General features: G+C 45.7%; 12 protein-coding genes. 5 read left to right on the top strand and 7 right to left on the bottom strand.

Annotated features, from left to right (window positions below):
• Nucleotides 1-147: 147 nt before the first annotated feature.
• Both AC23P2_RS02030 and AC23P2_RS02025 read right to left on the bottom strand, forming a co-directional pair.
• A complete protein-coding gene (locus AC23P2_RS02030; RefSeq protein WP_487771640.1) occupies nt 148-1,269 on the bottom strand; it encodes a Gfo/Idh/MocA family protein in 1,122 nt (373 codons plus the stop codon).
• A gap of 56 nt (nt 1,270-1,325) precedes the next feature.
• Nucleotides 1,326-2,156: a sugar phosphate isomerase/epimerase family protein gene (locus AC23P2_RS02025; RefSeq protein ID WP_487771639.1), complete on the bottom strand. Its 831-nt coding sequence runs from the start codon at nt 2,154-2,156 to the stop codon at nt 1,326-1,328.
• 187 nt (nt 2,157-2,343) lie between these two features.
• Here AC23P2_RS02025 and AC23P2_RS02020 point away from each other — a divergent pair, with 187 nt between their 5' ends.
• From AC23P2_RS02020 to AC23P2_RS02010, 3 genes are all read left to right on the top strand, one after another.
• The gene (locus tag AC23P2_RS02020; RefSeq protein WP_487771638.1) at nt 2,344-4,254 is read left to right on the top strand and encodes an AAA domain-containing protein; all 1,911 of its coding nucleotides are present in this window, start codon (nt 2,344-2,346) and stop codon (nt 4,252-4,254) included.
• A gap of 83 nt (nt 4,255-4,337) precedes the next feature.
• Nucleotides 4,338-5,213, top strand: coding sequence for an AraC family transcriptional regulator (locus AC23P2_RS02015; RefSeq protein WP_487771637.1), 876 nt, complete (start codon nt 4,338-4,340; stop codon nt 5,211-5,213).
• A gap of 11 nt (nt 5,214-5,224) precedes the next feature.
• Complete coding sequence (locus tag AC23P2_RS02010) at nt 5,225-5,578, top strand: YraN family protein (protein ID WP_487771636.1); 354 nt, start codon at nt 5,225-5,227, stop codon at nt 5,576-5,578.
• On the opposite strand, the gene AC23P2_RS02005 is transcribed toward AC23P2_RS02010, so the two are convergent.
• The 4 genes from AC23P2_RS02005 to AC23P2_RS01990 are packed head-to-tail and all read right to left on the bottom strand — an operon-like array spanning nt 5,572 to nt 9,626.
• Nucleotides 5,572-5,994, bottom strand: coding sequence for a barstar family protein (locus AC23P2_RS02005; RefSeq protein WP_487771635.1), 423 nt, complete (start codon nt 5,992-5,994; stop codon nt 5,572-5,574). The genes AC23P2_RS02010 and AC23P2_RS02005 overlap by 7 nt on opposite strands.
• A 2-nt stretch (nt 5,995-5,996) precedes the next feature.
• Nucleotides 5,997-6,908 carry a hypothetical protein gene (locus tag AC23P2_RS02000; protein WP_487771634.1) on the bottom strand — a complete coding sequence of 304 codons (912 nt, stop codon included), beginning with the start codon at nt 6,906-6,908 and terminating at the stop codon, nt 5,997-5,999.
• 55 nt (nt 6,909-6,963) lie between these two features.
• Nucleotides 6,964-8,181: an NADP-dependent isocitrate dehydrogenase gene (locus AC23P2_RS01995; protein WP_487771633.1), complete on the bottom strand. Its 1,218-nt coding sequence runs from the start codon at nt 8,179-8,181 to the stop codon at nt 6,964-6,966.
• A 56-nt stretch (nt 8,182-8,237) separates the two neighbouring features.
• On the bottom strand, nt 8,238-9,626 hold the full coding sequence (locus AC23P2_RS01990) for a hypothetical protein (protein ID WP_487771632.1): 1,389 nt from the start codon (nt 9,624-9,626) through the stop codon (nt 8,238-8,240).
• A gap of 115 nt (nt 9,627-9,741) precedes the next feature.
• Here AC23P2_RS01990 and AC23P2_RS01985 point away from each other — a divergent pair, with 115 nt between their 5' ends.
• Both AC23P2_RS01985 and AC23P2_RS01980 read left to right on the top strand, forming a co-directional pair.
• Entirely contained in the window at nt 9,742-9,951 is a 210-nt protein-coding gene (locus AC23P2_RS01985) for a hypothetical protein (protein WP_037300299.1), read from the top strand.
• 44 nt (nt 9,952-9,995) lie between these two features.
• Complete coding sequence (locus tag AC23P2_RS01980) at nt 9,996-10,775, top strand: TIGR00266 family protein (protein ID WP_122932432.1); 780 nt, start codon at nt 9,996-9,998, stop codon at nt 10,773-10,775.
• Between the two features lie 53 nt (nt 10,776-10,828).
• Here the strand turns inward: AC23P2_RS01980 and AC23P2_RS01975 are convergent, their stop codons facing one another.
• Nucleotides 10,829-13,006 carry a M28 family peptidase gene (locus AC23P2_RS01975; protein WP_487771631.1) on the bottom strand — a complete coding sequence of 726 codons (2,178 nt, stop codon included), beginning with the start codon at nt 13,004-13,006 and terminating at the stop codon, nt 10,829-10,831.
• Nucleotides 13,007-13,122 lie beyond the last annotated feature (116 nt).

Raw genomic sequence — 13,122 nt, 5'->3', positions numbered from 1 at the left:
TTTGATGTTTTTGTGATTGTTTTTTCTACAAACGTTTTGCCTCTCCGAGGCTATTTGGTTTTTCGTTATTACTTTTTGTTTCTATAAATGTTTCGCCGCGCCACCAAACCGCGGCGCGGCGAAATAGTTTTTGCACTTAGAGATAGTTTATGCGTTAAAGAAATCAGGCAATTGCAAAAGTTTACCCCCTTGCATAGCCGATTCGTGCGCAAGAATACCCACCGACGTCCAGTTGGCCGACTGTGCAGCATTCGGGAACGGTTCGCGGTCTTCCACCAAAGCCATCAAAAACTCATGCACCAAGTGTGGGTGTGAACCACCGTGTCCTGCGCCCTGGGTAAACGAAAGGTGGGTGTTTTCGGCAATGTCATAAACCCCTTTGGTAGTAAAATCTTGGATTTCGGCAGGCAAAAGGTGCGCATAGTCAGGCGTTGCTACTCGCTCTGGAATTTCGTGCTCTTCTTTTTTCGCCGTGTGAATCACCGCTTCTTCTCCTTCGATGAGTGGCCATTCAAATGATTTTTTAGAACCATACACCTCGAAACTTTCGCGGTATTGGCGTGCTACGTCAAACAACGAACGATAGACGTACGCACTCAAGTCGCTGTCTTTGAACTTGATGTGTGCCGACTCGACCGCGAAAGGCGAGTTGTGAATTTTGGCTAACTCTTCGCGGATGGTCCCCGAGCCAAAACACGATACGTACTCAGCTTCCAATTTAAGCAAACCTGCTACAGGACCTACGCAGTGTGTAGCGTAGTGCATTGGAGGTAACCCAGGCCAGTAGTCAGGCCAGCCGTCCATGTCTTGCTGGTGCGATGCCTTCAAGAACTGAACTTTCCCAAGTTCGCCTTTTTCGTACAATTCTTTGACAAACAAAAACTCGCGGGCATAGACCACGGTTTCCATCATCATGTATTTTTTGCCCGTTTCTTTGACGGTTTTGACAATCTCCATGCACTCTTCCACGCTAGTAGCCATCGGAACGGTACAGGCAACGTGCTTGCCAGCGCGAAGGGCTTTCAAGCTTTGCTCTGCGTGATTAGGAATAGGGGAGTTGATGTGAACAGCGTCGATATTGGGGTCTTTGAGCAGTTCGTCATAGTCAGAATAACGTACATCGATGCCGAATGCGTCACCAATGGCGTTGAGCTTCTCGACGTTACGTTGACAAATCGCATACATATTGGCGTTTGGGTGTCGCTGATAAATTGGAATAAACTCCGCCCCGAAGCCAAGACCTACAATGGCAATATTGATTTTTTTCATGGAAAAATGGTTGATTGGGTGTTGTTAAAATTAAACAACAGTGTGAATATGAGTCGTTAAACTAGAACCGAGTTTTTTATAAAAGCCAAGCCATCACGCATTAATTGTTCCTCAGAATCAAACATTTTGCGCCAAATATTAGCCGCAGGCAGTTTGGGACTGAAGGCTTCGATACTCAACCAGCCGTCGTAGTTAATGTCTTTAATGGCTTGAAAAACGCCTTGCCAGTCAACGTTGCCTTTGCCTGGCGTACTACGGTCGTTTTCCGAAAGTTGAATAAACGCAATACGGTCGCCTGCTTTACGAATAGCGTCGCCTATGTTCTTTTCTTCGATGTTGGCATGGAAGGTGTCAAACATAATCTTGCAATTAGGGTGGTTGATTTCATCCACAAATCGACTTAGCTCATCTTCGCAACTGGTCAGGTACAGCTCAAAGCGATTGAGGTACTCTAAGCCAAGTAGAATGCCCTGTTGTTGGGCATAATCGGCTAACTTCTGGATTCCTTCTACGCCCCATTTCCATTCGTCGGCAGTGGCAGGTTGTCCTGTGAAGACACCCAAGGCGGAGTGATAAGGCCCCATAAGCTTGCTCGCTCCAAGAACAGCTCCGCAGTCAACGACTCGCTTTAGGTTTTCGAGGGCATAGGCACGAATGGCAGGGTCGGAACTGATCAGGTTTTCAGACGGCCCACAGAAGGTATCACACTCGCGGTGCAAACCCAGTTCGTCCAATTTCTTACGCCATCCATGCCAAGCGTCAGGGTTGGTATTGAAAATGGGGACTTCCACCCCTTCAAATCCGATTTCCCGAATCAACTCTAAGGTCGGGAAGAGGCTCTCGTCGATTTGAGTGCCCCAAAGCAGCAAATTCATACTGTATTTCATAGTGCAATTTTATGGAGAAATAGTACTAAAAACCTATTGTTTGTTTGCAGGTTTTGACTGTATTTTGATTGAAAAGTTTTGTTGTGAATAAATTTTGGTTAAAAAAATGTTATTGCAAACAAGGCTAAGCAAAATGCAACCTGTTTCTAAAAGGCAAGGTTTTGGAGAATATAGCCTACTTTTGTGTATGAATTATTTCAAAAATTTACAGGAATTACTGAAAGTAGAGCGTGAAGAGGATTTACGCCAATACCAACGATTGACCGAACAAGCTTCGGTGGCTGAGCGCCGTGCCAATGGACTCACGTGGTATCCCGTGGCGATACGTGGTTCGGAAATGAGTAGAGGTGATTATTTGACGGTTGAACTTGAGCGCACAACGCACCAAGATATTTCTCACCAGTTCCGTTTTGGGATTCCTGCGGTTTTCTTTGGTAACCACGATCCTAAAAATGACCGCGTAGAAGGCACGATTGCGCACCAAAGTGGAAATCGGTTGAGAATAACTCTCAAAACCGACGAATTGCCCGACTGGACTCGTGACGGCAAGCTGGGTGTGGAAGTGCTTTTTGATGATAATAGTTACGAAGAAATGCAATCAGCGCTCAAGCAAGCCATGGCCGTAGCAGAAGGGGCAGCCACTCCCACCAGAGAACTTGTACAGGTGTTGGCAGGAAATAAAACCCCAACATTTAAAGAAAATGAGCCCGAAATAACGCTTCCACGCCTCAATGAATCGCAGCAACGCGCCGTGAATACTATTCTAAAAGCCAACGAACTAGCGATTGTTCATGGGCCTCCAGGAACAGGGAAAACGACTACGTTGGTGCAAGCAATCAAAGCGTTGGTTCGCCGTGATAATCAGAAAATATTGGTGGTAGCACCAAGCAATACGGCGGTGGATTTATTGAGTGAAAAGCTTCATTTAGAGGGTGTTAATGTCTTGCGCGTTGGAAATCCTGCCCGCGTTACCGAACGCCTCATGTCGTTGACGCTCGATGGTAAAATGGCAGACCATCCCCAAATGAAAGAAGCAAAGCGCCTCAAAAAACAGGCGCAGGAGTTTAAAAACATGGCGCATAAGTACAAGCGAAGTTTTGGGAAATCGGAACGTGACCAACGGAAGCTGCTTTTTGAAGAGGCCCACAAAATCATGAAAGAAGTAGGAAACACGGAGCAGTACATCATTGATGATTTGATGACCAAAACGCAAGTGGTGACGGCTACGTTGGTAGGTTCTAATCATTATACGGTACGGTCGGGGCGGTATCAGACGGTGGTGATTGATGAAGCGGGGCAAGCCCTTGAACCTGCCTGCTGGATTCCGCTGCTGAAAGCTGAAAAGGTGGTATTGGCGGGTGACCATTGCCAACTTCCTCCAACTATTAAATCAGAGACGGCGGCAAAAAGTGGTTTAAGTAAGACATTGCTCGAAAAATGCGTAGAGCTGCATCCGCAAGCCGTGACGTTGCTCGAAGAACAATACCGCATGAATGAGCAAATCATGGGTTATTCTTCGCAAGTGTTTTATAAAAATCTGTTAAAAGCCCACGCATCGGTGGCCAAACGACGCCTTTTTGCGGAAGATAAACCCTTGCTTTTTATTGATACCGCTGGCTGTGGTTTCGACGAAAAGATAGAAGGTACGAGCGCGACTAACCCCGAAGAAGCGGGTCTTTTGCTCAAGCACCTCAGCCAGTTTATGGCCGAATGGGCTTCCAAAACCAAAACGCCCAACGAAGTGCCAAGTGTGGCCATTATTTCGCCGTATAAACAGCAAATTCAAGTCCTCAGCGGCCAACTGACGCAGGTTCCTGATTTGCAATCTTTTCTACCAGCTATTGCCGTAAATACCGTAGATAGTTTTCAAGGACAAGAACGGGATATTGTCTATATCAGCATGACCAGAAGCAATGCCGAAGGAGTGATCGGTTTCTTGTCAGACATCCGACGGATGAACGTAGCAATGACCCGAGCCCGCAAAAAATTGGTTATCGTGGGTGACAGTGCTACCTTGGCGCAGTTTCCATTTTACGCAGATTTTATCGCTTATGCCGAGTCGATAGACGCCTATCAAAGTGCTTGGGAATGGATGTAGTAAGATGCTTTTAACTGTATTTTAACCAAAATAGGAACGTATTTCTTCTATTTTTGTTAAATAATAGCTAACCCACACGCAAGATGAGAATACCTTTACGTAAAGAGCTAAGCGTGCCTACGTCTTCGTTTATGGCACTTGAGCTGGTCGAAGCTCATTTTGACCCAAATTGGCACTTTCATCCACACTACCAGATTTTTACGGTACTAGAAGGTGAAGGAACTCGATTTATTGGGGACGATATACGGCATTTTGAAGCAGGTGATACTGTATTTTTGGGGCCTAATGTCCCGCACCTTTGGCGTAGCGACCGAGCGTATTTTGAGGGAAATTCAGGACTGAAAACGCACGGTGTTGTGGTGTATTTTACGGAAGATTTTTTGGGAGAAACGTTTTTCCAAAAACCAGAAATGCACTTGCTCCGACAATTATTGCAGAAGAGTTACCGAGGGCTTGATATTGTCGGAGGTGCGCGTGAGTACGTACGTCAGAGTTTAAATCAACTGTCGAAAACTGATGGTTTTGAGGCAATTCTCCAACTTTTGACCATGCTGAATTACTTGTCGCATTCTACCGAAACTACCTACATCACGAGCGTGGGGTACGTCAATACCCACAAAGTTTCGGAAACGGAGCGAATGCAGAAGGTGCACGAATACGTGATGAAACACTTCAAAGAAGAACTCCGCCTCAACGAAGTAGCAGCACTCACCAATATGACCGAAGCGGCTTTTTGTCGCTATTTTAAAAGCCGTACCAACAAAACGTTTTCGGACTTTGTGAGCGAGATTCGCGTGGGCTATGCGTGTAAGTTGTTGATTGAAGAAAAATTTTCGGTGACCCAAATCTGTTACGAAAGTGGGTTCAACACCGTCTCAAACTTCAACAGACAATTTAAAAACCTTACTGGGAAATCGCCCTTGCAGTACCAAAAAGAGTACAGACGCGCGGGCGGCTAACGCACACGCTCATGGCAGAACATTTGGACACGGGAAAACAAGGCGAAGACAAAGCAGCTGAATTTTTGGCCGAAAAAGGCTACGAGATTATTGTCAGAAACCACCGCTACCGCCACGCGGAAATCGACATTATCGCCAAAAAGAATAAAATTTTGGTGTTTGTAGAAGTTAAAACCCGTACCAATCTCAGCTACGGAATGCCCGAGGAGTTTGTGGATGCCACCAAGCGCCGACTCATTATGAAGGCAGCGGAAAACTACATTTTTGACCGCGATTGGCACGGTGACATTCGCTTCGACGTCGTTTCAGTCGTTATCAATCCAAGCGCCGTTCAGATTCACCACATCGAAGATGCGTTTTATTGAGCCACGTAAGCGATGCCTTCCTCGTCGAGCAATGAAGCAATGCGTTCGCTGGTTTGAAAAACAATTTTGACGTTTTTAGGCTCCATTTCATCGTCCACCCATTTCCAGTCTTCTGCGGTGGCATCAAGCAGATTGAGGAGTTCAAATATTTTCTTGGGTTTTTCCTGCGCTAAAAAGCCGTCTGAGTTTTTGACAAAAATGGCCACGTCCGATGCAGAAATCCATTCCAAATCGTTCAAAAATTCGTCGAGCGATTCCAAATCATGTTCAAAATCTTCGGGGAAGCCAAGGCCCTTTTCGATGGCTTGGTAAAAAGAAGTGAGGGTTGGGGTTTTTGCCCCGTCAATAATAGCTACGCGATAGGCTGAAAAACTACTGCCGAGCATAGGCGTGGATAGAAGAATAAAATTGGCCATGATTAAGATTGTTTGGCTTTAGTTCGTCCTTTTTGAAGGAGTTCAATGCGTTTGTTACGATAGGTTTGGTCGGCAATATCCCGCAAAATATTGAGCGAATCCGCCGTATTTCTCGACGATACCCCACCATAAATCACCCCGTCAATCGACCGCAGGGCTTCGGCCAATTGTTCGTCGGGCAGGTTGTCCATAATCTCCTTGGTGGTGTAAGTCACGTAAGGTTTACGTTCGAGGCGTTGCAAGTAAATTTTCCAGAGCACCACCACTTTTTCGGCATTTTCGATGCCTTTGGGGCCGTTGATATCGCGGGTAAGGCGGGTAAAACTTCGTTTAAACTCTCGGTTTCTCAAAAACATTTGGTACAACTCCCATTGGCGGGTCAGGGCTTCCCCAAAGAGCAAATAAACGCCCGTTCCAATCAAACTAATGAGTAATCCTATGAGCACCAAATACGGGTAGTTGGTTTGGCTTTTTAACGCCACAACCAATGTATCAGCCTGTAAGTGAAGCGAATCGGAGACATTTCCTTGGATGAGTTCACGCAATTTAATAGCGTCCACATCAGAATAAATGGCTGTACAATCGCGGCCTTCTTTTACCCAAACTGGCACCGAAAGCGATTGGTTTTTGACGAGTTCAAACGAAAGAAGCGTATAGACCGCGCTGTCCAAGCTTCCTTTGGTGTTGGTTTCGGTCGGGAAATAGTCGAGCTTGATGACCTCAAAGGGGCGGAAAGCAGTGCTGGTATCGGGAAAAAAAACCTCAACCCGAGGTGAATGTCGAAAACTTAGTGCGTACTTAAAAGGCTTTCCTACCTCAATGCTATCGGTCAAAAAGTGGCCGTTGGGGCGTTGTTGAGGATAAACGGTAGAAAGCGAGCAAAAGAAGAAAAGAAGTAAAACGAGGCGACGCACTGGTAGAAAAAGAAATTCCCCTCTCCCAGTACTGAGAGAGGGGAAGAAGAACAATTTATTTTGCTATTTTAGCCTGCAAGTTGGCGTCAATAGCATCCAAAAACTCTTCAGTATAGAGGTAGTGCTCTCCGTGGTTTACTTTGTTACCGTAGATACACACTGCCAAATCTTTTGTCATTTTTCCGCTTTCAACTGTCTCGATACACACAGTTTCGAGTGCGTTACAGAAATCAACAAGTGGTTGGTTTCCGTCTAATTTACCGCGGAACGCCAAACCACGCGTCCATGCAAAGATAGAAGCGATTGGGTTGGTTGAAGTGCGGTTTCCTTTTTGGTGCTCGCGGTAGTGGCGAGTTACTGTTCCGTGAGCGGCTTCAGCTTCCATCACTTGGCCATCTGGCGTCAAAAGAACTGAAGTCATTAAGCCCAATGAACCAAAACCTTGCGCAACGGTATCCGACTGAACGTCTCCGTCGTAGTTTTTACATGCCCACACGAAGTTACCGTTCCATTTCAAAGCCGACGCCACCATGTCATCAATCAGACGGTGTTCGTAGTGAACGCCTTTGTCTTTGAATTCGGTTTCGTAGATTTCTTGGAAAATATCTTTGAAACGGCCGTCGTATTTCTTCAAAATGGTGTTTTTTGTCGAAAGATACACAGGCCATCCTTTTTGCAAACCTACTTGGAGACAAGCACGGGCAAATCCACGGATTGATTCGTCGGTATTGTACATGGCCATGGCTACACCATCGCTTTTGAAGTTGTAAACTTCGTGTTCGATAACCGTTCCGTCTTCACCTTCAAACTTGATAGTCAATTTCCCTTTGCCTTTGGTAACAAAGTCAGTAGCGCGGTATTGATCACCAAATGCGTGACGTCCAACGATGATTGGCGCATCCCAGTTGGTTACTAAACGAGGTACATTTTGGCAAACGATTGGCTCACGGAATACAGTACCATCCAAGATGTTACGGATAGTTCCATTAGGTGACTTCCACATTTGTTTCAAACCGAACTCTTCTACGCGTTGCTCGTCAGGAGTAATCGTAGCACATTTGATACCAACACCATATTGACGAATGGCATTTGCGGCGTCAACCGTTACTTGATCATTAGTTTCGTCACGGTATTCGATGCCAAGGTCGTAGTATTTAATATCAACGTCTAAGTATGGCAGGATAAGTTTATCTTTGATAAAACGCCAGATGATTCGGGTCATTTCATCGCCGTCAAGTTCGACGACAGGGTTAGCCACTTTTATTTTTTCCATGTGCGCAACTTAAAATTGGGGGATGATGAGTTAAACAAAGATGCAAATATAACCAACTATGTTGAGTAACCCTTACGCATTTGCCACCAATTTATGGTGATTATCAATAATGCAGGAGCGGCGTTGAACAAAACAAACTGTGACAGTACCGTCAGACTAAGCACTAAGGTGGCCGCAAAAAGCGTAGAAAGGTAGAAATAAGCTGCCGCAAGGGGAGGATTAGTGAAACGGTACTTTTGAAAAAGACGGTCGAGCCAGCGATAAATAATGCCAATTAGAAAATGTCCGATGGCTACAAATAACAGCCCGCCGTTGAGGTACAGTTCGCCTGCCACGGGAATGACTTTGTCTTGTGCTTGAAGGTTATTTATGAGGGAGTTGTATAAAAAAGGGCCACTTTCTTCGCGAAATGCTTTGCCCAGTACGGGAACGGGTTCGAGCAAAGAAGCTACTAACGTAAAAGGCGGGTTTTTGACCGATAATAGGGGCGATAACTGATAGGGGCTGCCAAGGTAAAGCTGAGATGCGTATTCGAGGTAGTTGTTGTCGGCGTCGGTATAATGGTCAAACAACAGCGCAACTTGTTCGGTGTCGAGCGACGGTTGCACCCGTAAATGCCCGTAAAAGAGCACCAAAAAGATAAGGCCAATGCCCAAAAGTTTAAATGCCCATTTGCGTTTGGGTTGAAAATAAACAAGGATAACGCCCAGAAAGGCAAGAATAGGAAAGGCCATATTGGCCCGATTGCTACTAAAGGTGAGGGTAAAAGCTAGCAATAAAAAAACAAGGTGTTCAAACCATTTTAAACGCCGTGACTGGCGAACATGGTAGCTGTACCAAAGCAATACAATTCCCCAAAAACCAAATCGCTGACCAATATTAGCCAGTACACCAATAAAATTTCCTTTGAGGTTTTCGATGGCTTCGTGGGTGGTGTAGGTAAACAACGCCCCCGTCCAGTAGCTAGAAAACGAACCATAAAATAAGACGATAGAAGTAAAACCAATGATAAGGTAAAGCCAACCATAACGCGCTGGATGAGCAAAAGGACGCCATAGGGCTCGGGAAGGAAAAAGTGGGCTATGGTGCCAACCTACGGCGAAAAACACGAAAGAAGTCAGGATAATGCCGCATTCGAGCGCGATGGATGAAACAGTTTCGCTGAAAGAAATGTGGTTGCCTACCCACAGAATTTCGGCGGGAATGATAACCAATTTGCACAACCAAATAAAAAGAACGCCATTTTTTGGGGTCATCAATGGGGCATCATCATCGAGGCTAGGAAATGTCACAAGCGTAGATTTCCAACCCAAAATTAACAAGAAAAGAAGAGCAGAGGTGCAAGGATTAAAGATAGGGTTGTGTAAACACGCAATACCTATCAAAACTACCACAAACAGTGCCCACCAGCCTGCTGCGAGCAACGGACGACGCACAAATAGCATAAGTAAACCATTGAGCCTGCGTTTTTGACCATAAATCGGAAAAAAGTCACCGTTTAGTCAAAGCCTATTGCGAATAGGGGAATCGGTTTCTAACTTCGTGAAAAATTCAACCACAATGAGCAAGAAAAAAGCAACCCCGCCCGAAGGGACCGAGAAACCTCGGGTTCATAAAGACCTCGATGGCTTCGATATTCGTATCAATTCATTTGGGGAAATTACGTCAACAATTGACATTGATAAAATCAATCAGTTTTTGAATAAACACGTGGACGATAAAAAATTACGTCACCGCGACGACCTCAATGAAGGGGGAGAAGATGAGTAATCGACAACACAAACATTCCAAATAACCTTAACAAACAGAAAATCATGTATTCTCACGAAATTGACTACAAAATCATTGGCGAGGACATCCAAATCGTCGAAATTGAGTTAGACCCGAACGAAACGGTGATTGCAGAAGCAGGCTCAATGCTTTTTATGGAAGACGGCATTCAGTTTGAAACCAAAATGGGTGACGGTACAAATCCCAACCAAAGCATCATGGGCAAAATCTTCCAAGCAGGTACGCGCTTGCTAACGGGAGAGTCGCTGTTCATGACGCATTTTACCAACCGTGGTTACGGCAAAAGAAAGGTGGCTTTTGCGGCGCCTTATCCTGGCACGGTGATGCCTATCGACTTGAGAAATATTTATGGTAATACTCTCATTGTCCAAAAAGATGGCTTTTTGTGTGCTGCCATGGGTACAAAGTTGAGCATTCACTTCAACCAGCGTTTGGGAAGTGGTTTGTTTGGGGGAGAAGGTTTTATTCTTCAAAAACTTCAAGGTGATGGACTTGCATTTGTTCACGCAGGTGGGGTAGTGATTGAGCGTCAGCTTAATAACGAAACGCTCCGCGTAGATACAGGTTGCGTGGTGGCATTTGAACCTTCTGTTAATTTTAGTGTACAGCGTTCGGGTAGCCTCAAGTCAATGGTATTTGGCGGAGAAGGTATTTTCTTGGCAACTCTTCAGGGCACAGGTAAGTGTTGGATTCAGTCAATGCCAATCTCAAAATTAGTAGATCGTCTTTCTATCTATGGCCCACAATCACGTAAAGAAAGTGGTTCGGTTTTGGGGGGATTGGGCAATTTGTTTGAAGATTAATATTCTTAGGGGTATAAAAAATGAGGAGGTTGCGTACAACCTCCTCACACCTTCTAATTTTTCCCTCCGCCTAATGAGCCACTTGCACCGCCTAATTGTTGGTTGATGGCCACAATTTTGGTGTTGAGCGTATCAATCGCTTTCGCGTGGCGAGCTTCCAAATCAGGCAAATTGGCCGTTGACTTCAACGATGCTTCGTACTGGAAAGCGGGTAACATCCAAGACGCATACCCACTGTATGGGTCAGACGAGGCATACAACGAACGGTACCATGAACCATACGCCATGCCTTTAGGGTCGATAAAGGCTTTTTCCAAATCCCGTAATTCTTTGTTGATAGCCACCACTTTGGCTTTGTCGATTTGGTCGGCGGCCAAAAGTGTTTTGATGCGGCTTTCGTAGTTTTGAGCGTTTTGTTTCAACGTTTCCACTTGTGCCAACAACTTATCTATTGAGTACGACGGAGAATAAGCTTTGATGGCTTTCTCAGCGGTTTTGAGGTGCGTCGCCAAGTCGGTGGCATACCTAGAAACGTCGTAAGGCAAAATGTCGGCATTGGCCAAACGCAACGACATTGTTCCTACTACTTGTTCTACCATTGGCCCCATTTTATAGGTAGAGTCCACAAATTTGTTGTAGAAAAATAGGTCATCATACTGGGAGTGGTACAAGGTAGGGCCGCCTACGCCCGCGCTCAACGACGGGATACCTGCGTGCATATAAAACGCAATGTGGTCGGAGCCTCCGCCTAAGTTGCCAATGCTAGGTTCGCTATCGGCTAATACGGGAGCCGAACCACCCACGTTGGTAGTACTACCACGGCGGCCGCCTTTTTGAGCCATCCAATGTTCATAAACAGTTTTATTAGAATCGGGGTATTCGACGGCTTGAGAAGCCTCAATAAGTAGTTTTTTGAGCGAAGGAGAAGCACTTCCGCCGAAAATTTTCCCTGATACCGCCGCGTCATAGTTCATGTAGGCAACGGCTTTGGCACTCAATTCGTCGCGCATTTGCTCTACCCATTCTGCCGAGCCAATCACGCCGTGTTCTTCGGCATCCCAGTGACAAATCTTAATGGTACGTTTTGGCTTTTGGGGCATTTTACCCAACGACTCAGCAAGGGTCAAAAGCATGGCCGTACCGCTGTTGGGATCGGTAGATCCAAAAGACCAAGCATCGTAGTGACAACCCGCGATAATCCACTCGTCAGGAAATTCGCTACCTGTGAGCGTACCCACTACTTCATAAATTCTGACAAACTCTTTGTCTTGTTTTACCTTGAGTCGCACTTTGAGTTCTGGGCCACCTTCTAAGCGATATGCCAGCGGCAGACCGCCCTGCCAACTCGTAGGGACACCTTTGCCCGTCATTCTTTTGAGAATTTCAACGGCCGAGCCCCAAGGCAATGGCGTCACGGGGATTTTATGGAAAGCGGCGTCTTTGGGGTCAAGGCGTTTTACTTTTTTAGGCCCATCGAGTGGGAGAGCAGGTTCAAAGGGCGTCAGCGGATCTCCTGTATAATCGACGGTCAATAACGACCCCCGTTGGATGGTGTTGTCGTTTGACTGAGAACCTTCAGGAAACGTAATGCCTTTGGTATAGCCATTATCAGCAGGGTCGGTGTAGATAATGACGCCTGCTGCACCTGCTGCTTCGGCGTGTTTGGCTTTGTAGCCACGGAAGTTTCCACCGTAACGTGCCAATACAATTTTTCCTTTGACCGAAACGCCCATGGCTTTCAGCTGTTCAAAATCTTCTTTGCGTCCATAGTTGGCATACACAACCTCGGTTGTCACGTCACCAGAGCCAGAATACGAGTTCCAGCCAGGCGTGAGGCGCGGGTCACTCGAATACTTATCTTCTTTTACAATATACTCGCGATTGTTGAGTGGAAGTCGTACGGGTTCTACTACCTCAACGAGGCTTTCGCCTGGGCTTTTTGATAAATAAATATCATGCGGAAAAATTTCCACTTGCAAGCCTGCCTTACGCATAACATCGGCGATGTAGTCGCGTACTTTTTCGTTTTCAGGAGTTCCTGCCAAGTGTGGTACACTTGTTAGTTTATGTAAGTGGGTTTTAAAACGCTCGGCCGACTGTTTTGTACGGTACTCTTGTTCAATTTTTTCTTGTTTCGACTGGTTTGAAGCCGAAAACCCCGAGATGTTTTTTTGGGCGAAGGTCAGTGTGGAGGCGCACAGCAGACTCCCAATGAGCAAGTTTTTTTGCATGGAGGTTGTTTGATTGATGATGGAAAAGAGTTTAGGTTAAGCTATAAGTTTGGATGAGCCATTAAACTTAAAAAAAGCCACAAAAAGCCCCAAAAATCCATAAAAATGAACATTGA

The sequence above is a fragment of the Runella sp. R0.1_18 genome, from assembly GCF_057652155.1.
The sequence above is the reverse complement of the archived record's forward strand: the minus strand, read 5'-3'. Positions and strand labels throughout refer to the sequence as shown.